Here is a 21,264-nt window from a genome sequence, read left to right on the forward strand (position 1 = left end):
CACAAATAGGCTACAAATAGCAGGAGCCGCCAGTGCTATTCTCGTCGGCGATCTAGAGATCGTCCGGGGCTCCCCCCCGGCGCTCCGAGAGCGAGCCGTTGAGGTGACATGGCAGCGAGCAGATCCATCCGCTTCAAGGTCTCGGTGCTGCTGGTCATCCCGCTCGCCTCACTGGTGGCACTGTGGGGTTTCGCGACGGTCGTGACGGTCGGCGACTCGGTGAGCCTGCTCTCCGTCGGCACGCTGTACGACACCGTCGCCAAGCCCGCCGGAGACCTCGGCACCGCGGTCCAGCGCGAGCACCTCCTGTCGGCCGAATACCTGGCCACCCGCTCGGACGCGGACCGCGACACCCTCGTGGGGCAGCGCTCGGTCACCGACCAGGCCCGCGCCCGGCTGCGCCAGCAGACGACCGGGGACGCGGCGCAGGCGGCGATGTCCGAGGAGATGAGGACGCACCACGACGAGCTGATGCGTCAGGTGGGCGCGCTCGACGCGATCCGCGCCAGGGTCGACTCCGGGCGGATCGGCCCGGTGGGCCTCTCCGAGGAGTTCGCCCGGCTGCCGGACGCCCTGCGCCGGCTCTTCAACACCCTGAGCCTCAGCAACGACCTCCCGCTCTACCGCCAGTCGCGCGCCATCACGACGATCAACCATGCGATGGACCTGCTCAGCCGCGAGCGGGCACTCGCCGCAGGCTCGCTGGCGCTCAGAAGCCCGATGACGCCGAGCGAGATGCGACTGTTCACCCGGCTCTCCGCCAACCGGATCTTCCTCATGGAACAGGCGCTCCCCGAGCTGGATCCCGAGCTGCGCGCCCCCTTCTCGGACATGATCGCCTCCTCGACGTACGCCCGCTTCATCACCCTGGAGAACCACATCCTGACCGGCGCCGAGGTGCGCTCCACCGACTGGCGCGCCGCCGGCGACGCGCTGGACGCCGTCTACCAGCGGTCCCTGACCGCGACCGCCCCCGCGCTCATCGAGCAGGCCACGCCCGCGGCCGTCAGCGTCTTCGTCCGCGCCGGTGTGATCGGCGTGCTCGGCCTCATCGCGGTCGTCGCCTCGATACTGGTCTCCTACCGGGTCGGCAGCGGGATCACCAAGGAGCTCGCCGCCGTGCGGCGGGCCGCCGCCGAGCTCGCGCAGGCGCGGCTCCCGAGGGTCATGGAGAAGCTGCGCCGCGGCGACACGGTGGACGTGGAGGCCGAGGCGCCCGCGCTCAGGCCGACGGGCAGCACGGCCGAGATCCACGACGTCGCCGACGCCTTCAACAGCGTCCAGCGCAGCGCCGTCGACGCCGCCGTCGAGCAGGCCAGGCTGCGCGAGGGCGTCTCCCAGGCCTTCCGCAACCTCGCCCGCAGGAGCCAGTCGCTGCTGCAGCGCCAGCTCAAGATGCTCGACGGCATGCAGAAGCAGGCGGAGGATCCCGCGGCGCTGGAGAACCTCTTCAAGCTCGACCACCTCACCACCCGCATGCGCCGCCACGCCGAGGGCCTGGTGATCCTGTCCGGCGGGGCGGCGGGCCGCAAGTGGCGCTCGTCGGTGCCGATGGAGGACGTGCTGCGCGGGGCCGCCGCCCAGGTCGAGGACTACGCCCGGGTGCGGATCTACCCGACGGGCGGCACCACCCTGGTCGGCAACGCCGTCGCCGACATGATGCACCTGTTCGCCGAGATCCTCGAGAACGCCACCGTCTTCTCCCCGCCGGGCAGCCAGGTCTCGGTCCGGGGCGAGCTCGTCGGGCGGGGCTTCGCGGTCGAGATCGAGGACAGGGGACTCGGGCTGACCGACGACAAGCGCGCCGCGATCAACGAGCGCCTGACCAGCCCGCGGGAGTTCGACCCGGCCGACACCGACCGGCTCGGCTTCGCCGTGGTCGGGCTGCTGGCGGCCAGGTACGGGGTCGAGGTGGTGCTGCGCGCCTCGCCGTACGGCGGTACCGGGGTGGTCGTCCTCATTCCCGAGAAACTGCTCGGAGACCCCGAGCCCGTCGAGCAGCCGCTGGAACCGCCGGTGCTCACCGTCATCAGCGTCCGGCCCGAGTCCGCGGAGCAGCGGGCGGGGACCCTCGTGGAGCGGGTGGACCGGCCGGGCGACTCCGGTGAGGTCCCGATCCCCGCGGACCTGTGGAAGCCGCTGCGGCGCGGCGGAGACGGACTGCCCCGCCGGGTGCGGCAGGCGAACATGCCGCCGCCGCGCCAGGCCCGGGAGTCCCGCTCGCCCGAGGCCGAGGCCGAGGCCGAGGCCGGGGGACGGTCGCCCGAGGAGGCGAGGGCGCTGATGAGCTCCCTGCAGTCCGGGTGGCGGCGCGGGCGCGGCGACGACGAGGACGGCGGTACCAAGCGATGAGCCGGGACCGTGTGCGCCGCTGCGGATCCCCGGGACCGGGTTCGCCGCGCCCCGGCGCGCGGCCGTGCGCGCGGCCCGGCGACGCCCGTGGGAGCGGATTCGCGGGAACGGATTCACCGAGCCGGTGGGGGCCGGCGACCAGCGAGATCATCAGAGGGGAAGGGGTTTAACCACGTGCCGGGTGAGCTGTATTGGCTGCTGGATGACTTCGTCACGAGTGTGGCGGACGTCTCGCACGCGCTGATCCTGTCCAACGACGGGTTGATGATGGCCTCGTCCCGAGGGCTGAGCAAGGAGGACGCCGAACACCTGTCCGCGGTCGCCTCCGGCTTCCAGAGCCTCGCCAAGGGCACCAGCCTGCAGTTCGGCGGCGGTGCCGTACGCCAGACGATGGTGGAGATGGACTCCGCGTTCCTCTTCGTCACCTCCGCCGGCCAGGGAAGCTGCCTGTCGGTCATGACCACCGGCGCCGCCGACGTGGGCCTGATCGCCTACGAGATGGCCCGCCTGGTCACCCGCGTCGGCCAGCACCTGGCCACCGGACCACGGGTGGCCGGCCAATGAAAGACGACGTCGAGTGGGTCGACGAGGAGGCCGGTCCCGTTGTCCGCCCCTACGCGATGACCGGTGGGCGTACCCGGGCGTCGTCGTCCTCGTTCGACCTGCTCGCGATGGCGGTGGCGACCGGAGCGCCGGTCGGCCCCGGGGCGAACCTGGGCTCCGAGCACCGGCGGCTGCTCAACCTGGTCAGGCGGGCACGCCCGATCGTGGAGATCGCCTCGGACGCGGGGCTGCCGGTCGGCGTGATCAAGGTCCTCCTGGGCGACCTGCTGGACCAGGGTCTGATCCAGGTGCGGTCGCCGCTCCCCGCCGCCTCCATACCCCCGGAGAGCCTCCTGAAGGAGCTGATCAGCGGCCTGCGGGCGCTGTGACGCCTCCCGCGGCCCCGCTGTGACCCCTCCCGCGACCCCGGCGGCGGGCAGGGGCGCCGAGGGCGCCGAGGGCGCTGTTCCCATGCTCGCGACCCCACCGGCCGGCGCGCCCGCTTCCCGGCCCCGTAGTACCCGAGCCGGCCCGTGAACCGGCGTGCCCGCTTCTCGGCCGTAGTGGAGCCCGCCCGTGAACCGGCGCGTCCGCTCCCCGTCCGTAGTGCCCGAGCCCGCCCGTGAACCGGCGCGCCCGCTTCCGGCCGTAGCGCCCGAGCCGGTGTCCGGCCCAGGCGGGGGCCGGGAGTACCCCGGCCCGCTCCCCTAGCTCTGGCTGGCCGTCAGCACCCTCAGGGAGTGCTCCACCAGCGTCACGAGCACCGTCTTCGCCGAGACGCGGCGTCGCACGTCGCAGAGCAGCACCGGCACGTCCATGTCGAGGTCCAGGGCGACGCGTACGTCCTCCGCCTCGTGCCGGTCGGCACCGTCGAAGCAGTTGACGGCCACGATGAACGGCGTGCCGCGCTGCTCGAAGTAGTCGATCGAGGGGAAGCAGTCGGTGAGCCGCCGGGTGTCGGCGAGCACCACCGCACCCAGCGCGCCGTAGGACAGCTCGTCCCACATGAACCAGAACCGCTCCTGGCCCGGCGTGCCGAACAGGTAGACGACCAGGCCCTCCCTGATCGTGATGCGGCCGAAGTCCATCGCGACCGTGGTGGTGGTCTTGCCCTCGACGCCGTCGACGTCGTCGATGCCGATACCGCGGTCGGAGAGGACCTCCTCGGTGCGGAGCGGCCGGATCTCGCTGATGGCGCCCACCAGCGTGGTCTTGCCCACCCCGAAGCCACCCGCGATGAGAATCTTGAGGGCGACGGGTTCGTCAGAGGGCCCGAAGTCCATTGATCACTTCCTTGAGAATGCGCTCGCTCGCGGAGGCGCGCCCGATCGAGATGAGCTTGTGGTCCTGCAGGTCGCCGAGAAGGACCCTGACCACGCCGAGCGGCAGGTTGAGGTCCGAGGCGACGTCGGCGACCGAGGTCGGAGTGGTGACCATGGCGAGGATGCGTTCCTGTTCGGGGCCTGGGACGAATCCCCCGGACGGAGCGCCGCGAGTCGAGGTGACCATCGCGACCAGGTCCAGCTTGTCACCGGAGGAGCGGGTGCGACCCCCGATGAGCGCGTACGGCCGGACGACCGGTCCGGCCTCCTCGTCCATCCAGTTCGTCATCCAGACCTCCAGCACCGGGCTCGGGGATCTAACGGTCCGTCGACGACGCGGCCCTCCGTTCCCCCGCTCACGAGAGCCCCTGGCGCGGATTGGTGGAGATGTGCTGGCCGACCCGCTTGACCAGCATCGCCATCTCGTACGCGATGTGGCCGACGTCGGCGTCGGAACTGCTCAGCACGGCCAGACAGGTTCCCTGGCCCGCGGCGGTGACGAACAGGAACGCCGACTCCATCTCCACGATGGTCTGGCGCACCTCGCCACCGCCGAAGTGGCGTCCCGCGCCGCGCGCCAGGCTCTGGAATCCGGCGGCGACCGCGGACAGATGTTCGGCGTCCTCGCGCAGGAGGCCCTTCGAGAATCCGACGGCCAGCCCGTCGGTGGAAAGGATCACCGCCTGGCGCACCGCGCCCACCCTGGTGATCAGGTCGTCGAGGAGCCAGTTCAGCTCGCCGGTGTTGGTCAATTTGCCGGTCATTTGTCCCCCTTATCGCCTGTCGTATGGTGCGCGAAGTCATTGTCCTGCTCCTCGCGCCCGCGTCGCGCTCCCGCCTGGAAGGCGGAGAACAGCGCGCGGACCTCGTCCGGCGAACGCTCCTCGCTCGGTTCCGGCCTCGGCTCCGGCTCGGCCGGCTCGGACTCCTGGCGGAGCTGAGGCGCCAGGTTCGCCTGCCGGACCCGGCGCGGCAGGCCGCCCGGCCCTGTGGGGGGCTGTACGGCCGTCTGGCGCGTCGGGCCGCCGTTGCCGCCCTTGTCCCGGGCCTGGGCGTCGCGAGGCGTCTCGTGGGTCTCACGGGGCGCCTGGGGCGCCCCCTGCGGCGGTGCCGGGGAGGGCGCGCCGGGAGGAGCCTCACGCGCCGCCGCGTCCCAGCCCGTCTCCCAGCCCGCGGGCGCGGGCGGCCGCCCCTCCTGACCCGAGGACGGGGTACGGTCGGGCAGGTCGGTCACCACGCTGAGGGACGGGGCTCCGGGCTGGTCCGGCTGGTCCTGCTGGAGAGGGTGGCCCGGCTGGTTCTGGGAGGCCTGCCTCGTCCTGCGCGGGAGGCCGTTGCCGTTGGCCGGAGGGGCGAACGTGCCCGGCGGGGTGGTCTCGAACGCTTCCTTCTGACGCGCGGCGGCGCGCTCGGCGGTGAAGGACGTCCGCTCCGCGGTGAGGGCGAGCGGCGAGTCCTGCTGGGCGATCACCGAGCGGGGGATGAGGACGATGGCCGTGGTGCCGCCGTACGGCGAGCCGCGCAGGATGACCTGGATGCCGTGCCGGGAGGCGAGCTGGCCCACCACGAACAGGCCGAGCCGGTCGCTGTCGGCCAGGTCGAACTCCGGCGGGCTGGCCAGCCGCTCGTTGATCGCCGTGTACTCCGCGGTGCTCAGGCCCAGGCCGCGGTCCTCGACCTCGACGGCGAACCCGTTGGCCACCACGTCGCCGCGCACGGTCACCGCGGTCTGCGGCGGCGAGAAGATCGTCGCGTTCTCGATAAGTTCGGCCACCAGGTGGGTGATGTCGGCGACCGCGGCCCCGTCGAGCGAGACGTCGGGCACCGGCACCACGTTGACCCGGGTGTAGTCCTCGACCTCGGCGATCGCGGCCCGCAGCACGTCGACCACCGGAACCGGCTTGCGCCACGTCCGGCCGGGCGCCGCGCCGGACAGGATGATCAGGCCCTCGGCGTGCCGCCGCATGCGGGTGGTCAGGTGGTCCAGCCGGAACAGGTCCTCGAGGCTGTCGGGGTCGGTCGCCCGGCGCTGCATGCTGTCGAGCAGGGTGAGCTGGCGGTGGAGCAGGCTCTGCTTGCGCCGGGCCAGGTTCACGAAGACCTGGCTGACACCGCGCCGCAGGTTGGCCTGGCCGACGGCGGCCTCCACGGCGGTGCGCTGCACCGAGCCGAACGCGTGGGCCACGTCGTGCACCTCGGTCGAGCCGCCCGCCTGGATCGGCGGCGCCTCGGCCCGCACGTCGACGTCCTCGCCGCGCCGCAGGCGTTCCACGACGCGGGGGAGCCGCACGTCCGCCAGGTCCAGGGCGGCCGAGCGGAGCCCGGCCAGCTCGGTGGCCAGGCGGCGGCCGAAGCGGACCGAGATGATGATCGACGCGACCACCGCGATCAGGCCGACGCCGCCGGCGATCAGGATCCGGACCATGACGCCGGTGGCGACGTCCTGGGCCCGGTCCGCCAGCTTCTTGGAGGCGGCGAGGTTGACCTGGTCGAGCCAGTTCGAGATCGAGTTCGTGGTCGCCTTCCACGAGCTCGCCTCGGAGGCCAGCCGGCCGCCGGTCGATCCGACGATGGCCTTCTCCAGGTCGGTGAACTTCCCGAAGGCGGCGGAGGCGAAGGTGTCGCGGTACTGCGCGCCCAGCTCGGAGTCCAGCGAGGCGGCGCCGCGGGCGTGCAGGAAGCGCCGGGTGGCGACGTACTCGCCGAAGGCCTTGCGCTCCGCCTCGGACAGCCGGTAGTCGATCAGCGCCCCGCTGATCAGCGCGTTCTCCCTGGCGATCATCTCGTGGGCGTTGCCCATCCCCTGCATGGCCGCGGCCTGCTGGAAGATCGAGAAATCGGGCACCGCGGCCATCTGGTCGTACACCAGGAAGACCGCGTCGAGGATCTGGTTGTAGTTCGACAGCACGTCCAGCCGCGTGTGCTGCCCGCTGTCGACGCCCGAGCGGACGCTCGGGAGCTTGTCGAGCTGGCGGAGCAGCTCGTCCAGCGAGTTGCTCAGTTCCGGGCTTCCGGAATCATCGCCGACGGCGGCTTTCCTGAACTCCTCGACCGCGCGGTCGGTACGGATCCGCTGGTCGCCCATCCCGCTCGTGAGGACCCGGGAGCTGATCGCCACCGACGACTGCGTCCGCTCGGCCTGGAGCTGAAGGCCCAGCTCGGTGGAGGTGACGCCCACCGTCTGGTAGAGGGCGTTCGCCTTCAGCAGGGCGATCCCGTCACCGACGGTCAGGTTGAGTACGAAGCCCCACAACGCGCTCAGCGACAGCAGCGGCAGGAGCAACAGCAAGAAAATCTTGAACCGAATCGAGCGGTTTCTAGAGCTCATGTCCACTCGTCCCAACCCCTGCGCGTGTGGAGGCTCGTGCCGGTTTAGGGATGGATACGCCTCCGAAGATCGCACAGGAGACTAGCACCGAATAAGGTTTTTGCGCAGTGGAGGATCCGATGATTAGTGTGATTACCGGGGCTAGTGCCGGAATTGGCGAGGCCGCCTCGGTGGAGCTCGCGAGACGCGGGCAGAAGGTAGTTCTGGTCGGCCGTAATCCCGACAAGACGGCGCGTGTGGCGGAAAGGGTGAAGGCGGTCTCCGGAGTACTTCCGGATACGTTTACCTGCGATTACACCCTTTTGGATGATGTGCGAAGGTTGGCGGCGGAACTGCTGTCCCGCTACGAGCGGATCGACATCCTCGTCAACAACGCGGGCGTCATGACGACCAAGCGAACGCTCACGCGCGACGGCCACGAGACGATGATCCAGGTCAACCACCTGGCCCCCTTCCTGCTGACGAACCTGCTGCTCGAACGGGTCGCGGGGCGGGTGATCACCACCACCTCCCGCGCGGGCAAGACCGGGCGCCTGGACCCGTCCGACCTCGACCGCGAGCGGCGGCGCTGGAACGGCTGGCTCCAGTACGGGGACTCCAAGCAGGCGAACGCCCTGTTCACGGTGGAGCTGGCCCGGCGCCTCCAGGACACCGAAGTGACCGCGACCTGCTTCCACCCCGGCGTCATCAAGACCGAGTTCGCCCCGTCGACGTTCATGATGTGGATGGTGAAGAACGTTCCCGGCATGGGCCAGACCGTCGAGGAGGGCGCGAGCACCCTGGTCCACCTCGCCACCCACCCGGACGGCGCCGCCCATCCGGGCCGCTACTTCGCCAAGAGCGCCCCCGCGGCCGTTCCCCGGGGAATGAGAGACCCCGCGCTGGCCCGCGCCCTCTGGGACGCGAGCGCCGCCGCCGTCGCGTGACCGTCCACGCGGCGCGGTGACGGCGCCGGCGCCGGACACCCACGGAGACGAGCGGTGACGGTGCGGGCGCCGGGTGCCCACGGAGACGCACAGGTGTCCGTGGGCGCCCGGCGCCACGGTTCGCGGCGGGGATTTCCCCGCGTGTCACCGGCCGTTCGCCCGATGTTGGGCGGGTCCGGTTACCGTCCGGGGCTGTGAGCGTCACAACCCCGCTGCGGGTCGTCCTCCCGGCCGCCGCGGGCAGGGACCCGTTCTTCGACAACGCCAAGTTCCTGGCGATCACCCTGGTCGTGTCGGGCCACCTGGTCGAGGACCTGCGGGACGTCCCGGTCGCGCACGCCGCCTACTTCTTCGTGTACACGTTCCACATGCCGCTGTTCATCGTGCTCAGCGGCTACCTGTCACGAAATTTCACCTTCTCGTCCGGCAAGGCGCGCAAGCTGATCAGCACCCTCGCCGTCCCGTACGTGATCTTCGAGCTGATCTACTCGCTGCCCCGCCTCCTCCTGTACGGCAAGCTCGACATCAGCCTCCTCGACCCGTACTACCTGACCTGGTTCCTGATGTCGCTGTTCCTGTGGCGGCTGTCCACACCGGTCTGGCAGCAGCTGCGGTGGCCGCTGGTGGTCGCGGTCGGTCTGTCGCTGCTGTCGGGGATGAGCAGGCTCCCCGACGAGCTGTCGATGAACCGCACCTTCGGCCTGCTCCCGTTCTACGTGCTCGGGCTCATGCTGCGGCCCGAGCACTTCGAGTGGCTCAGGAGGCGGTGGGTCCGGGTCGCGGGCGCGGTCACCCTGGTCGCCGGCGCGGCCCTGGCGCTCGCCGTGCACACCTCCGTGAAGACCGAGTGGATCCGCTGGCGGCACGCCAACGACGTGATCGGGGTGGACGACCTCACCGGCAGCCTGATCCGCCTGGGCATGCTGGCCGCAGGGACGCTGCTCGTCGCCGCGTTCCTGGCGATCACCCCGTCCAGGCGCACCTGGTACTCCGGGCTCGGCATGGCGACCATGTACGCCTACCTTCTCCACGGCCTGGTGGTGAAGGTCGCCGAGCGGTTCTACGGCGACTGGTCCCAGACCGTGCCGGGGGTGGCGGCCGTGGCGCTCTTCGGGGTCGGGCTCGCCGCCCTGCTGTGCACGGCGCCGGTGCGGCGCGTCACCCGCTGGGCGGTCGAGCCCGGCATGAGCTGGGCCTTCACCAGGCTGAGAAAACCAGGCTGAGAGAACCGGGCCTGCCGGGAGAACCGGGCCGGCCGGACTCGCCGGGCCGAGCGGACCGCCAGGGGGTGGCGGCCGGAGCGGGAACGGTCCGCCAGGGGGTGCGGCCGGCTCCGGGACCGGTCAGATCCGGACCGGTCAGATCCGGATCGGTCCGCCGGAGGGGCGCGGCGGCCGGCCCTGGAGCTCCGCGACCGCGCGGTAGGCGGCGGTGACGGCCGCGTCGGCGCGGGCGGCGGGAACGGAGTCGGAGTTGGCGATCGCGATCCGGCCGTGCGGCCTGCGGGCGACGGCCGCCGGGGGCTGCCCGTCGGGGTAGAAGTCGAGGTCCCACGGGGTGGCGTACTCGGGCGCGTAGCCGTGTCCCCACCGGTTGACCGTGATCGCCTCGATGTCGCGGGCCGCGTCGAAGCCCCCCTGGCCGAGCAGCCGGGTGAGCTGGTCGCGGATGCTGTACTCCAGGTGCTCGTACGGCGTCTCGATCAGGGCGTACCGTCCGGCGACCGAGCCGTGCGCGGGGGACACGCCGGGGGTGACGGGGGTGCTGACCATGTGCACGGCGATCGGCTCCTCGGGCCTCCTCGGGCACCGGTAGCCGCCGAGGTCGGCCGGGTCGTCGAGCTCGGCCACGCACCAGCGGGCGCCGGTGAACCGGGCGCGCCTGATCCCCAGCTCCCGCCAGGCCCGCCAGTCGCGGAGCTGGACCGTCGCGTACAGCAGGGGCACCTTGACCGACCGCCGCAGGGCCGTCCGCTGCGCGGGCGGGAGGTCGCCGACCAGGTAGGGAATCATCGAGTTCCAGCAGGCCAGGATCACACCGTCCGCCCGCACGGTCCGCACCCGCTCGCCGTCGAAGTAACCGACCGTGGCGCCGGTGGCCGCGCCGGGGAGGCCGTCGTTGGCGGCCGAGACCACCGGGCTGGACAGGCGCACCCGGACCCGGTTGCCCGGCCGGTCGAGCACGTCGTAGTCGAAGCCCGCGGTGGTGATGTCGTTCACGCCGGCGGCCGTGGCGAAGCCGGGGATCATCCGGGCGGCCATCATCCGGACGATCGCCTGGTTGCCCTCGGGGAAGCGGCAGGCGCGCGGTTCGCCCGCGTCCCACTCCTTGATCACGGTCGGGGAGTTGTACCTGGACGGCTTGGACCTGTCGAGCCCGAGCCCCTGGAACCCCGCGTACCGGTGCTCGTCGGCGCGGCCCCAGGCGTCGATCGCGCCGAAGGCGTCGGAGCCGTAGGCCCACTCGTCGCTCGGCATGGTCCTGACGAACGCCAGCACGTCCGGGTGGACCCCGCAGACGTCCCTGAGGAAGCCCGAGTAGGTCAGCCGGGCCAGCCGCTCCTGTTTCTCCTCGGAGGACAGGCCGGGGAACCAGTCGGGCGGATGGCCGTACAGCATGAGCAGGTCCTTTTTGGCCCGCTCCGCGACGGGCAGCTCGGCGATCCACCGGTCGTGGCCCTCGCCGGGCGTGAGCACGACGAGCTTCTCCGCGTTCCCGGCGGGGAAGGCCTCCCGGTCGCAGAAGACGCTGTCGTGCATCCCCAGGCTCGCGTACAGTCCCCGGCCCGCGGGTTCCCCGAGCCTCTCGGGGTGGATGCCCAGCTTGGCGAGCAGGTCCCTGCCCTCGGGGGTCCACGCCGACGGGTGCTCCATCGACCGCGAGCCGCCGTACGCGACCAGCGGTCCCTTCCTGGCCGCCGGACGGAACTCGTTGCGCAGGGCGTGCCCGCCGATGTCGTCGTGGTTGTCGAGGATCAGGATCCGCGCGGCGGGGTCGCGCTCCAGCCACCGGTGGGCCGCGCTGAGGCCGCTGATCCCCGCGCCGACCACGACCAGGTCGTAGTGCTCGCCGGTGGGCTCCGGCATGCCCGCGTACGGCCAGAACCGCTGGTCACGAAGGGCGTGGGGCACGCTGAGCGCCTCCGCGGTGTCGCCGCGCAGTCCCGTGAGGGACGGCGGATAGGACATGTCAGGTGAAAGCTCCAGATTCTCCGGGGGTGCGGGAGGGGCGTCGTCCCCACCGCCGACCCCGGTCAGCGAGCACACCGCCGCGATCCCGGTGGCCGCGATCACCCCATCGAAGAAGTCTCGACGGGAGATGGGACGGTCCATGCCGAGTTCCAGGGCCTTACGGGGATTGATCTCGTGAGGATCGGTCATGGGGCGATCATCACGATGTGAATGGATCGGCGGGGCTGCCTCGCTGCGTTTTCGGGAAGTTTTTACCCGGGCCATTAACGCGCTGTCGTGACATCTCCTACATGTGAGTCATGTCATGGTGGCTGGGAATTAAAGGAGATGAGGGGGTGATGCGGCTTCGGTGTCGCCTGGGCTTATCCGATCCGGGAAAAGCGGTCCGCGCCGCGAGTGGCCCGGTACGCGTCCCACGCCACCTTCGGGCCGATCTCGCCACGTTCTCGCTGCTCCGCGCCCTTCCGATGTCGCTCACCGGGGATTCCGCGGGGCGGGGAGGCGTGTCATCCGGATTACCGGATAATCCAGAACGTTATGGTCAGTCGGCTCGTTATCCGTATAAAATCCAACCAGGGGATTCGCGATGGATCCGGCGCCTCCTGTCGCCGGGCGGTGAGGCGTGGCATGCCGGGGGTGGCGTCCGCATTCGCTTTTCCCTTTTGACGGATGCCACGGGGAGTATCGCGTGATCGGTAAGCAGGGAAGAGTCACCGGAAGGATCGGCCCCGGCCTGGTCGGGGAGGTGATGGTGGCGGTCCGCGGGGGCGTCGAGGCGTTCTACGCCCATCCGACGGTCCCGGACGAGGAGATCGCCCCGTCCTCGATCGTCGTGGTCGTCGAGTTCTTCCCGCCGCGCACGATCTACGTCGCCCGCGCGCTTCCCTGACCTCTTTCGCGACCCGCCCCGGCTCCTTTAACCCCGGCTCCCCGAGCCCTCCGACCCCCCGTTCCCTCGAACCCGCTCTCCCTCACTCTCCCCTGCTCTCCCCCACACCGCGGAGGCCGAGACGCCCATGGAGTACCTCGTCATAGGGGGCGTAGCCCTTGTCGCCCTTCTCGTCATGATCCTGTTGTTCAAGACCGTCTGGCGGGTGGCGGAGCCCAACGAGGCGCTGATCATCTCCGGTCTCGGCGCCCGGGGTAACTCCACGGACGCCGACAGCCTCGGGTTCAGGATCGTCACCGGCAAGGGCACCTCCGTGCTCCCCGGTTTCCAGACCGCGCGCCGCCTGCGCCTGGACAGCCGCGCCGCCAACCTCCAGGTCTCCTGCGTCACCCAGCAGGGCATCCCGGTGGTCGTACGGGGCGTCGTGATCTACAAGGTCGGCGACGACCTGCACTCGATCGCCAACTCCGCCCGGCGCTTCCTGGACCAGCAGGACTCGATGAACGGCGCCATCCACGAACTGTTCACCGGTCACCTGCGCTCGATCATCGGCAACCTCACCGTCGAGGACCTCATCCTCAACCGCGAGCGGCTGACGGGCGAGACCCGCGCCTCGGCCGCCGACGAGATGATCAGGCTCGGTCTGATCGTCGACTCCCTGCAGATCCAGGAGATCGAGGACGGGACGGGCTACATCACCAACCTCGGCAAGCCGCACGCCGCCAGCATCGCCGCCGCGGCCCGCATCGCCGAGGCCCAGCGCGACCAGGAGGCCACCCAGGCCGAGCAGATCGCCGCCGCGAACAAGGCCGCGGCGTGGCGCGACTCGCAGATCAAGCAGGCCGTCTACCAGGCCGAGATCGACGAGGCCCAGGCCAGGTCCCGCCAGGCGGGGCCGCTCTCCGAGGCGTCCGCCCGGCAGGAGGTCGTCGTCCAGGAGACCCGCGCGGCCGAGCTCGAGGCCGCGCTGGCCGAGCAGCGGCTCCAGGCCCAGGTCCGCAAACCCGCGGACGCCAGGGCGTACGAGACCGTGACGGTCTCCCGGGCCGAGCGCGACGCCCGCATCGCCCAGGCCGAGGCCGAGGCGCGCGAGACCGAGCTCCGCGCCGCCGCGCAGGCGTCGCAGGTCAAACAGGCCGCCGCGGCCGAGGCGGAGTCCGTGCGGCTGCGCGGTATCGCCACCGCCGAGGCGACGAAGGTCACCGGCTTCGGCGAGGCGGAGGCCGCCAGGGCCCGCGGCCTGGCCGCCGCCGACGCCTCCAAGGCGCAGGGGCTCGCGGAGGCCGACGCCGCCAGGGCGAAGGGCCTGGCCGCCGCCGACGCGATCCGGGCCCGTGCCGAGGCCCTCGCCGAGAACCAGGAGGCGGTCATCGCCCAGCAGCTCGCCGAGAAGTGGCCCCAGATCGTCGAGGCGGGCGCGAAGGCCTTCGGCAACGTCGACCACATGGTCGTCCTCAACGGCGCCCAGGGCGTCGAGGAGATGCTCGCCAAGGCCCTCACCCTCGGCGGCGCCGGCCTCGGACTCGCCCGCTCCCTCCTGAACACCGCCGCCCCCGTCAACGTCACCCCCGGCACCCCCGCCTCCGGCGCGGCCACCTCGGGCACCGCCGCTCCCGATGGACCCGGTGGGACCGGTGGGACCGGTGGAGCCACACGCTCGGAAAAAGGGGCCACACCCCCTGAGAAACCCGCCGCCCTCGCCCCCTGACCCTCTGTCCTCGTCCCCCTCCTCCCGATTTCTCCGGCGGATTTCTCCGTCGGGTCTCCCGGAGGGCGGATGAGGGCGGTGGGGCTTCCGGGGCAGGTGAGACCGGGTTTCCCCCGTGTACGGTCACGGGTCAGGGCCGGCGTGAGACCTCCGCGCGACGGACTCGTGACCGGTGGCCACTAATTCGGGGCACCCCGTTATGTGTTGTTCCTTTTTTCCAGGGCATACGCCTGGCAGCTGAGCAGACAGGGAGCGTGGAACATGACAGTCACCGGCATCATTACCGCCATTGTTATCGGCGCCATCATCGGTGCCCTGGGTCGGCTCGTCGTGCCCGGCAAGCAGGGCATCCCGATCTGGCTGACCATCGTGATCGGTATCGTCGCCGCACTCATCGGCACCGCGATCGCCGGAGCCCTGGGGGTCTCCGCCACATCCGGTATCGACTGGATCGAGCTGATCATTCAGATCGCCCTGGCAGCAGTCGGCGTCATCCTGGCGGTGAGCCTGTACGGCAGGCGAGGCGTCCGCTAGCCCGTGACCCGGGGCGGCCGGTTTCCGAGGGGGAGAACCCGAGGAAATCCGGAGACCACCACCCTGGGCGCCTGCGACGGCCCCGTCCCGGATCTTTCCGGGACGGGGCCGTCGTCGTTCTCCGTACCGCCCGGACACGTGACACCGCCCCGGGCTCCGGCGGGCGACGCGTCGCCGGGCGGCGTGACCCGTCCGGCCGGTCGGGTTCACCGGCTCGTCGCGGTCAGGGCACGCATAGTCGTTTCCACACACATGTACTGTCCGCTCGAACTCGCTGGTTCCTAAAATTTCAGGACATCATCCCCAGGTGCTCGTGGCGCCCGCACGATCCCGGCCGGCGGCCGGCCAGGCTCGGGATACCGGCAAATAAGAATTCCTTGACAACATAATTTGTCGGTCGTAGTCTGTGGTCATGCAGGAGATCGCCGTGATCGAGGACCCGGCCGCGGCCGAGGTTTCGCTGGACCCCATCCGGGCCCGGCTGCTGGCCGAGCTGAGCGAGCCCGGCTCCGCGACCATGCTGGCCGCCAAGGTCGGCCTGCCCCGCCAGAAGGTCAACTACCACCTGAAGACGCTTGAGGCGCACGGGCTCGTCGAGATGATCGAGGAGCGGCGCAAGGGCAACGTCAACGAGCGCATCATGCGCGCGACCGCGGCCTCCTACGTGATCTCCCCGACCGCGCTGGCGTCGGTCGAGCCCGACCCGGCACGTTCCCCCGACCAGTTGTCGGCGAGCTGGCTGCTGGCCGTCGCGGCCCGGCTGGTCCGCGACGTCGGGGCGCTCATCACCGGCGCCGCCAAGGCGCGCAAGCGCGTCGCGACCTTCGCGATCGACGGCGAGGTGCGCTTCGCCTCGGCCGCCGACCGGGCCGCGTTCGCCCAGGAGCTCGCCGGAGCGGTCACGGCCCTGGTGTCCAAGTACCACGACGAGTCCGCCGAGAAGGGCCGCGACCACCGGATCGTCGTCGCCGTTCACCCGAGCGTGAAGGAAACCCGATGACGCACCCGTTCGAGCTGACCCAGGAGATCGAGCTCGCCGCCACCCCCGAGCAGGTCTGGGACGCGATCGCGACCGGGCCGGGCGTCGACTCCTGGTTCATGGGGCGCACCGAGCTCGGCACGTCCGCCGGCGGCCCGGCCCACCTCACGATGATGGGCCACACCCAGCAGGCCACGATCACCGCCTACGAGCCCGGCACCCGCCTGGCGACCCGCGGCGCGGAGGCTCCCAACGGCCGGTTCATGGCGATGGAGTATCTCGTCGAGGGGCGCGGCGGCGGCACGACCGTGCTGCGGCTCGTGCAGCACGGCATGCTCGGTGACGACTGGGAGACCGAGTTCGAGGCCATGAAGGCCGGCTGGCCCATCTACCTGGAGACCCTCCGGCAGTACCTCACCCACTTCACCGGCCGCACCCCGTCGTCGCTCACGGCGGCCTTCCGGCCCGGAGCGGGCGGCCCGGACACCGTCTGGAAGATCGTCACGGAGTCGCTCGGCGTCACGCCGGACGTCGGCGAGGGCGACGACGTCCGGCTCCCCGACGGCTCCGCCGGGATCGTCTACTACGCGAACCTGCCCGTCAACCTGGGCGTCCGGACGGACGAGGGCCTGTACCGGTTCATCTACTCCGGCGACGCCCGCGGCGACGCCCTCGTCCTCGGCCACCAGAACTTCGCGGGCCGCGACGAGCAGACCGCGTGGGACACCTGGATGGCCGCGAACCTCGGCTGACCGGTTGTCCCCGGCCGGCTCGCCCGAAGCAGTGGTGCCACCCCTCCCCGACACACCCCCTCAAGGAGCGAATCCCATGCGTATCGTGATCATCGAGTTCATGAGCCTGGACGGCGTCGTGCAGGCTCCGGGCGGACCCCAGGAGGACACCGACGGCGGCTTCGCCCACGGCGGCTGGTCGGCCCCGTTCTTCGACCCGGAAGTGGTCGGCGGTGCCTTCGACGACGCGATGAGCGGGGCCGAGGCGTTGCTGTTCGGGCGCCGCACGTGGCAGACCATGGCCTCGGCGTGGCCCGAGCGGGCCGGTGACCCGTTCGCCGACCGGATGAACGCCATCCCCAAGTACGTCGTGTCCCGGACGCTGGGCGACGACGAGCTCACGTGGAACAACACCACCCGCATCCCCGGTGACGAGGCCGTCGCCCACATCCGGAAGCTGCGCGAGACCGACGGCGGCGACCTGGTGGTCATGGGAAGCCCCACCCTCGCCCGCACCCTCCTGAGCGAGGGCCTGGCCGACGAGCTCCGGCTCACGGTCATGCCGGTGATGCTCGGCGGCGGAAAATCGATCTTCCCTGACGACGGTGGCCTGCGCACGCTCGAACTGGTCTCCACGGTCACCAGTGCCGCGGGCGTGAACGTGTGCGTCTACCGGACGGCCGGCTGAATCTCCAGGACGTCCCGGAGATCAGAAGGTGACCGGGACAGCCACGCCCCCGCCGCCGTGACGCTCTCCGGTTTCATGGACGAAGTCCGCCACCACCGTCCAACCGCCCAGGAACGCCACCCAGCGGGCGCGGATCCTTGCGAATCCGGACATCTTCGGAGAGAGGCGATCGCGAGGCCTCCTCGACGCCCCTGTTCACGAGGTCGGCAACGCGCCGCTCCACCCGAGGGGTCAGGAAGGTCGCGGGCAGGGGTCGCCGGCCATGCTCGGGCCGGGCACCTCGGGCCGCTCGAGCGTGGGCGTGACGAACAGGGTGGCCTTGCCGGGCTCGCTCATGTGGCCCTCCTGCACGTACCAGGTGCCGGGCACCGAGGAGCGGGAGCCCTTGCCGTCGAAGTACGTGCCCACGGTCACCCCGCGTTCCCGCAACAGCCCGCGCACGAGATCCACGGACCTGCCGAGGAAGGGCACGCAGTGCAGGGGCTCGCCGACCCCCTGGAGCGGGCGCAGTACGGTGTACCGCTCACCCTGGTTGGCCTTGCGCCCGAGCGTCACGGTCGCCGACCCGGTGAAGTCGACGGGGACCTTCAGCCCGATCGGGCACTGCCACTGGACGGCGCAGGCTCCCGGCTTCCGGATCGCGGAGACGTACTCCTCGCTGCGCTCGATCTCCTCCGTGCTCCGGCCGTCCATCCTGGTGTCCCAGGTGAAGATGCCGCCCTCGACGGCCGGAGGCACCGGTTTGACCCGCAGCCGGATGTCGAGGCCGCGCTCGCGGAGCTGGGTCTCGTACAGCTTCGGGTCGGCGAACAGGTTTTTGACGGTGATGACGTAGAAGGCCCCCTGCCGTTTGATGTCCAACGCGTCGGCCTGGCTGGGGGTCACGCCCAGGCCGCCCGGCAGCAGCCCACCGGCCATCGTGACGGCGACGGCGGACCCGGTGACCAGCAGGGCGGCCGTGCGCGGGCGGAGCGGCCCCCAGGAGGACCGCCGGGTGACGGTGGCGGGCTCACAGGGGGTGGCCGTCAGCTCGTCGAGCAGTTCCAGCGCCCCGGCGGTCAGACCCGGGCCGGGGCCGGGGTCGATGTCGGCGACCATGCGGTCGATCCGGTGCCTCATCACTTCGCCTCCATCAGTTTCGTGGCGCGCGAGCCGTATCGGGCCAGGTCGAGACCGGCTGAGGCGAGCTCCTTGGCCAGGCGTTTGCGCGCCCGGTGCAGCCGCACCCGCGCGGAGGGCCGGGAGCAGCCGAGCACGACCGCGATCTCCGTCGCGCCCAACCCCTCCCAGCCCGCGAGTGACAACACCTCACGGTCGTCGGGTGACAGCCGTCCGAACGCCGCGCGGACCGCGTCCGGGTCCCGCTCCAGCGCCGACTCGGCCAGCACGGTCAGCTCCGCGCGCAGCCGTACGGCGAGCGCGCCCTGCCGCTTCTCCCCTCGGCGCTGGTTCGCCAGCACCCGCCGCGCCACGCCGTACAACCACAGCCTGGCCTCGTCCGCCGGAGGGATCTCGCCGACCCTGCGCCAGGCGGTCGCGAACGTCTCGGCGATCGCGTCGGCGGCGTCGTCGGGCGAATCGGTCCGGCGCCGTACGTAGCCCATCACGGCTTGGTAGTTGGCCATGTACATCTCCTCAAAACGCTGCTTCGAGTCGGGCGGGGCCACACGGATGTCCTTCCCCCGGGGGTCTGCATCAGAGGAGATGTCCGGATACGCGGCGTCGTTACAGCGGAAATCCGAGATTCGAGAAAACATCGCCGCTCGCCCGAGAGAGGCACGGCCGACGCCGGAGACGGCACGCGATCGCCTGCCGTCAAGCAGGCCACATCGACCCGAACGGAACAATCCATCTGTCCCATCGGCGGTAAAACCGGCATCGCGCAGCAGGTAGGAGCGAGCTCGTGACGAACTCCGTCATCCACTCCGACTCGGACGCACGGCCGGAGCGCCGGTAACGGTCTGCTCGGGGTAGGGCTGCCCTTACTTCCGATACACCGGCAGGCGTCAGCGAACCGCCGGCCCATTCGCACCAGACTCGCTCCTGACACACAGGAGACGTCAGCATGGACACCTCGGGATTGACCCCCGCCAGAATCATCGCCCTGGCGGCCATGACCCTCATCACCCTTGCTCTCGGCTACCTGGGCGCACGGGATACGACGACACCGGCGGCGTCCCCTGCGGCCAAGGTCGGCACACTGACCCTGAACCCCTGCACGTACGAGACCGAAGCCGGAGCCCTACCGGCGGACTGCGGCACCCTGACCGTCCCCGAGAACCACGACGTTCCCGGCTCCCGGCCGATCACGCTGCCCGTGAACCGCATCCGGGCCACCGGCCCCGACCCGGCCGAGCCGATCTTCCGTCTCGGGGGCGGGCCCGGCCAGACGAACATGACCTTCAAGGAAGCCGCCCGCCTCTCCGAGCGGCACGACATCGTCCTGGTCGGTTACCGCGGCATCGACGGTTCCGTCGTCCTCGACTGTCCTGAGGTGACCACGGCGATGCGGTACTCCGCCGACCTCGCCGGACCCGAAACAACGCGCCGCACCTCCCAGGCCTACGCCGACTGCGCCGGACGCCTGACCGAGGACGGCACCGACCTCGACGGCTACTCGCTACCCCAGCGCGTGGAGGATTTGGAGACCGTCCGCAGGGCACTGGGCTACCGGCGGATCAACCTGATCAGCCAGAGCGTCGGAACCCGCACCGCCATGATCTACGCCTGGCGCCATCCGCGGTCCATCCACCGGTCGGTGATGACCGGCGTGAACCCGCCCGGTCGCTTCCTCTGGGACCCCGCCACCACGGACGACCAACTCGCCCGATACGCCCGGCTGTGCGCCCAGGACCACGCGTGCGCCGCACGCACCGAAGACCTCGCCGCCTCCATGAAGGCGACCGCCGCGCACCTGCCCGACCGGTGGGGACCCCTGGCCGTCAAAAGCGGCAACGTCCGAGCCGCGACGCTGATCGGACTGGTCAACTCCACACGATTCGCCGCACCGCTCAACGCGCCCGCGATGCTCGACGCCTGGCTGGCCGCCGCCGACGGCGATCCCAGCGGGCTCTGGGCCATCTCCCTTCTCGCCGACCTGACCATCCCGACGTCCTTCGTCTGGGGAGAGTCCGCCGCGACCACCATGATCGACGCTGCGCCGGTCGACCGCTACTACGCCAGAGGGGGCGACCCGGGCTCGATCCTCGGCAACGCCGGCGCGGATCTGCTGTGGGCCGGCGGTGGCCTCACCAAGGCGTGGCCGTCCGGCCCCGATACCCGCGGATACCAGCAGACGCGCCCGACCGACGTCGAAACGCTCCTGATCAGCGGCACCGTCGACTTCACCACGCCCGCCGAACCGGCCACCAGGGAACTGCTGCCCGCACTGCCCAACGGCCATCAGGTGATCCTGGCCGAACTCGGGCACACCACCGACTTCTGGCGCTACCAGCCCGAGGCCAACCGGCGGCTGCTGACCGCCTTCTTCGACCACGGCCAGGTCGACACCTCCGGATACACCACCCACAAGGTCGACTTCCGGGTCGGCACGTTCAGCATGCCGAACATCGCCAAGATCCTCGCAGGCGTCCTGACCGGCCTCACGCTGGCCGCCGCCGTCCTGCTCGCCGGGATGACCCGCCGAGTACGCCGCCGCGGTGGCTTCGGGCCCAGAACCGGCGTCTGGCTGCGCGTCCTGACCCCGGTGATCCTCGGTCTCGGCGGCTGGTCCCTGGCCATGCTGACCGTGTCGATCCTGTGGCCGTCGACCTACCTCGGCGACCCGCTCGTCACCGTACCGCCCGTCGGTCTCGCCATCGGCTACGGCGCCTACTGCGCCTGGACCCGCCGCGACCGGACCTCTCGGCACCGGCGCCGGGGCCTGGCCGCCGCACCGGCCTCGGCACTCGCCGGAGCCTGGCTGGGGTTCTCCGCCGCCGACGGCCTCACCGGCGCGACGACCATGATCATCGGCGCCGCCCTCGCCGCCAACCTCGCCCTCCTCACCCTCGACATCATCGGCGACCGCGCCGCCACACTGTCGGAGAGCTGATCCACGACCTCCCACCACG

Annotated in this window: 20 protein-coding genes; 12 read left to right on the forward strand and 8 right to left on the reverse strand. The window is 71.1% G+C overall.

What is annotated here, in order from left to right:
- Positions 1–108 precede the first annotated feature (108 nt).
- The 3 genes from ACTOQ1_RS15365 to ACTOQ1_RS15375 all read left to right on the forward strand — a co-directional run bounded on the left by ACTOQ1_RS15365 (position 109) and on the right by ACTOQ1_RS15375 (position 3,284).
- Positions 109–2,352 carry a sensor histidine kinase gene (locus ACTOQ1_RS15365; RefSeq protein ID WP_440067658.1) on the forward strand — a complete coding sequence of 748 codons (2,244 nt, stop codon included), beginning with the start codon at positions 109–111 and terminating at the stop codon, positions 2,350–2,352.
- 174 nt (positions 2,353–2,526) lie between these two features.
- Positions 2,527–2,916, forward strand: coding sequence for a roadblock/LC7 domain-containing protein (locus tag ACTOQ1_RS15370; RefSeq protein ID WP_344745811.1), 390 nt, complete (start codon positions 2,527–2,529; stop codon positions 2,914–2,916).
- Positions 2,913–3,284 carry a DUF742 domain-containing protein gene (locus ACTOQ1_RS15375; RefSeq protein WP_440067661.1) on the forward strand — a complete coding sequence of 124 codons (372 nt, stop codon included), beginning with the start codon at positions 2,913–2,915 and terminating at the stop codon, positions 3,282–3,284. The genes ACTOQ1_RS15370 and ACTOQ1_RS15375 overlap by 4 nt, the downstream gene beginning before the upstream one ends.
- A 318-nt stretch (positions 3,285–3,602) precedes the next feature.
- Here the strand turns inward: ACTOQ1_RS15375 and ACTOQ1_RS15380 are convergent, their stop codons facing one another.
- From ACTOQ1_RS15380 to ACTOQ1_RS15395, 4 genes are all read right to left on the reverse strand, one after another.
- Positions 3,603–4,178, reverse strand: coding sequence for a GTP-binding protein (locus tag ACTOQ1_RS15380; protein ID WP_440067663.1), 576 nt, complete (start codon positions 4,176–4,178; stop codon positions 3,603–3,605).
- Positions 4,159–4,506, reverse strand: a complete 348-nt coding sequence (locus ACTOQ1_RS15385; RefSeq protein WP_362689693.1) for a DUF742 domain-containing protein — start codon at positions 4,504–4,506, stop codon at positions 4,159–4,161. The genes ACTOQ1_RS15380 and ACTOQ1_RS15385 overlap by 20 nt, the downstream gene beginning before the upstream one ends.
- Before the next feature lie 67 nt (positions 4,507–4,573).
- Positions 4,574–4,981 carry a roadblock/LC7 domain-containing protein gene (locus ACTOQ1_RS15390; RefSeq protein WP_440067665.1) on the reverse strand — a complete coding sequence of 136 codons (408 nt, stop codon included), beginning with the start codon at positions 4,979–4,981 and terminating at the stop codon, positions 4,574–4,576.
- Positions 4,978–7,506, reverse strand: coding sequence for a nitrate- and nitrite sensing domain-containing protein (locus ACTOQ1_RS15395; protein WP_440067667.1), 2,529 nt, complete (start codon positions 7,504–7,506; stop codon positions 4,978–4,980). Before ACTOQ1_RS15395 ends, ACTOQ1_RS15390 begins: the two co-directional genes overlap by 4 nt.
- A 158-nt stretch (positions 7,507–7,664) precedes the next feature.
- Here ACTOQ1_RS15395 and ACTOQ1_RS15400 point away from each other — a divergent pair, with 158 nt between their 5' ends.
- Both ACTOQ1_RS15400 and ACTOQ1_RS15405 read left to right on the forward strand, forming a co-directional pair.
- Complete coding sequence (locus ACTOQ1_RS15400; protein WP_440067669.1) at positions 7,665–8,471, forward strand: SDR family NAD(P)-dependent oxidoreductase; 807 nt, start codon at positions 7,665–7,667, stop codon at positions 8,469–8,471.
- Positions 8,472–8,665: 194 nt separating this feature from the next.
- Positions 8,666–9,694, forward strand: coding sequence for an acyltransferase family protein (locus ACTOQ1_RS15405; RefSeq protein ID WP_440067671.1), 1,029 nt, complete (start codon positions 8,666–8,668; stop codon positions 9,692–9,694).
- A 135-nt stretch (positions 9,695–9,829) separates the two neighbouring features.
- Here the strand turns inward: ACTOQ1_RS15405 and ACTOQ1_RS15410 are convergent, their stop codons facing one another.
- A complete protein-coding gene (locus ACTOQ1_RS15410; protein ID WP_440067673.1) occupies positions 9,830–11,851 on the reverse strand; it encodes an NAD(P)-binding protein in 2,022 nt (673 codons plus the stop codon).
- A gap of 499 nt (positions 11,852–12,350) precedes the next feature.
- Here ACTOQ1_RS15410 and ACTOQ1_RS15415 point away from each other — a divergent pair, with 499 nt between their 5' ends.
- The 6 genes from ACTOQ1_RS15415 (at position 12,351) to ACTOQ1_RS15440 (ending at position 17,191) form a co-directional block, all read left to right on the forward strand.
- Positions 12,351–12,551: a hypothetical protein gene (locus tag ACTOQ1_RS15415; RefSeq protein WP_362689711.1), complete on the forward strand. Its 201-nt coding sequence runs from the start codon at positions 12,351–12,353 to the stop codon at positions 12,549–12,551.
- 127 nt (positions 12,552–12,678) lie between these two features.
- Positions 12,679–14,259: an SPFH domain-containing protein gene (locus tag ACTOQ1_RS15420; protein WP_440067675.1), complete on the forward strand. Its 1,581-nt coding sequence runs from the start codon at positions 12,679–12,681 to the stop codon at positions 14,257–14,259.
- A gap of 261 nt (positions 14,260–14,520) precedes the next feature.
- Positions 14,521–14,793 carry a GlsB/YeaQ/YmgE family stress response membrane protein gene (locus tag ACTOQ1_RS15425; RefSeq protein ID WP_329088698.1) on the forward strand — a complete coding sequence of 91 codons (273 nt, stop codon included), beginning with the start codon at positions 14,521–14,523 and terminating at the stop codon, positions 14,791–14,793.
- 412 nt (positions 14,794–15,205) lie between these two features.
- Entirely contained in the window at positions 15,206–15,793 is a 588-nt protein-coding gene (locus ACTOQ1_RS15430; RefSeq protein WP_440067678.1) for an ArsR/SmtB family transcription factor, read from the forward strand.
- Complete coding sequence (locus tag ACTOQ1_RS15435; protein WP_440067680.1) at positions 15,790–16,524, forward strand: SRPBCC family protein; 735 nt, start codon at positions 15,790–15,792, stop codon at positions 16,522–16,524. Before ACTOQ1_RS15430 ends, ACTOQ1_RS15435 begins: the two co-directional genes overlap by 4 nt.
- 76 nt (positions 16,525–16,600) lie before the next feature.
- Positions 16,601–17,191, forward strand: a complete 591-nt coding sequence (locus tag ACTOQ1_RS15440) for a dihydrofolate reductase family protein (protein ID WP_440067681.1) — start codon at positions 16,601–16,603, stop codon at positions 17,189–17,191.
- Between the two features lie 21 nt (positions 17,192–17,212).
- Here the strand turns inward: ACTOQ1_RS15440 and ACTOQ1_RS15445 are convergent, their stop codons facing one another.
- The 3 genes from ACTOQ1_RS15445 to ACTOQ1_RS15455 form a co-directional block, all read right to left on the reverse strand.
- Entirely contained in the window at positions 17,213–17,344 is a 132-nt protein-coding gene (locus tag ACTOQ1_RS15445; protein ID WP_440067683.1) for a hypothetical protein, read from the reverse strand.
- A gap of 78 nt (positions 17,345–17,422) precedes the next feature.
- Positions 17,423–18,310 (reverse strand): hypothetical protein, encoded by an 888-nt coding sequence (locus ACTOQ1_RS15450; protein WP_440067685.1) that lies wholly within the window; start codon positions 18,308–18,310, stop codon positions 17,423–17,425.
- Positions 18,310–18,822: an RNA polymerase sigma factor gene (locus ACTOQ1_RS15455; protein WP_440068136.1), complete on the reverse strand. Its 513-nt coding sequence runs from the start codon at positions 18,820–18,822 to the stop codon at positions 18,310–18,312. The genes ACTOQ1_RS15450 and ACTOQ1_RS15455 overlap by 1 nt, the downstream gene beginning before the upstream one ends.
- Before the next feature lie 434 nt (positions 18,823–19,256).
- Between ACTOQ1_RS15455 and ACTOQ1_RS15460 the strand changes: the two genes are divergently transcribed.
- A complete protein-coding gene (locus ACTOQ1_RS15460; RefSeq protein WP_440067687.1) occupies positions 19,257–21,245 on the forward strand; it encodes an alpha/beta hydrolase in 1,989 nt (662 codons plus the stop codon).
- Positions 21,246–21,264 lie beyond the last annotated feature (19 nt).

Origin of the sequence: Streptosporangium sp. OZ121, from assembly GCF_051918885.1 — a bacterium.
Taxonomy (GTDB): domain Bacteria; phylum Actinomycetota; class Actinomycetes; order Streptosporangiales; family Streptosporangiaceae; genus Streptosporangium.

What these genes read in the sequence shown, in the direction of transcription:
- ACTOQ1_RS15365 (WP_440067658.1), top strand. Translation starts at nt 109, where the DNA reads ATGGCAGCGAGCAGATCCATCCGCTTCAAGGTCTCGGTGCTGCTGGTC.
- ACTOQ1_RS15375 (WP_440067661.1), top strand. Translation starts at nt 2,913, where the DNA reads ATGAAAGACGACGTCGAGTGGGTCGACGAGGAGGCCGGTCCCGTTGTC.
- ACTOQ1_RS15380 (WP_440067663.1), bottom strand. Translation starts at nt 4,178, where the DNA reads ATGGACTTCGGGCCCTCTGACGAACCCGTCGCCCTCAAGATTCTCATC.
- ACTOQ1_RS15385 (WP_362689693.1), bottom strand. Translation starts at nt 4,506, where the DNA reads ATGACGAACTGGATGGACGAGGAGGCCGGACCGGTCGTCCGGCCGTAC.
- ACTOQ1_RS15390 (WP_440067665.1), bottom strand. Translation starts at nt 4,981, where the DNA reads ATGACCGGCAAATTGACCAACACCGGCGAGCTGAACTGGCTCCTCGAC.
- ACTOQ1_RS15400 (WP_440067669.1), top strand. Translation starts at nt 7,665, where the DNA reads ATGATTAGTGTGATTACCGGGGCTAGTGCCGGAATTGGCGAGGCCGCC.
- ACTOQ1_RS15410 (WP_440067673.1), bottom strand. Translation starts at nt 11,851, where the DNA reads ATGACCGATCCTCACGAGATCAATCCCCGTAAGGCCCTGGAACTCGGC.
- ACTOQ1_RS15420 (WP_440067675.1), top strand. Translation starts at nt 12,679, where the DNA reads ATGGAGTACCTCGTCATAGGGGGCGTAGCCCTTGTCGCCCTTCTCGTC.
- ACTOQ1_RS15425 (WP_329088698.1), top strand. Translation starts at nt 14,521, where the DNA reads ATGACAGTCACCGGCATCATTACCGCCATTGTTATCGGCGCCATCATC.
- ACTOQ1_RS15430 (WP_440067678.1), top strand. Translation starts at nt 15,206, where the DNA reads ATGCAGGAGATCGCCGTGATCGAGGACCCGGCCGCGGCCGAGGTTTCG.
- ACTOQ1_RS15435 (WP_440067680.1), top strand. Translation starts at nt 15,790, where the DNA reads ATGACGCACCCGTTCGAGCTGACCCAGGAGATCGAGCTCGCCGCCACC.
- ACTOQ1_RS15440 (WP_440067681.1), top strand. Translation starts at nt 16,601, where the DNA reads ATGCGTATCGTGATCATCGAGTTCATGAGCCTGGACGGCGTCGTGCAG.
- ACTOQ1_RS15445 (WP_440067683.1), bottom strand. Translation starts at nt 17,344, where the DNA reads ATGTCCGGATTCGCAAGGATCCGCGCCCGCTGGGTGGCGTTCCTGGGC.
- ACTOQ1_RS15450 (WP_440067685.1), bottom strand. Translation starts at nt 18,310, where the DNA reads ATGAGGCACCGGATCGACCGCATGGTCGCCGACATCGACCCCGGCCCC.
- ACTOQ1_RS15455 (WP_440068136.1), bottom strand. Translation starts at nt 18,822, where the DNA reads ATGTACATGGCCAACTACCAAGCCGTGATGGGCTACGTACGGCGCCGG.
- ACTOQ1_RS15460 (WP_440067687.1), top strand. Translation starts at nt 19,257, where the DNA reads ATGGACACCTCGGGATTGACCCCCGCCAGAATCATCGCCCTGGCGGCC.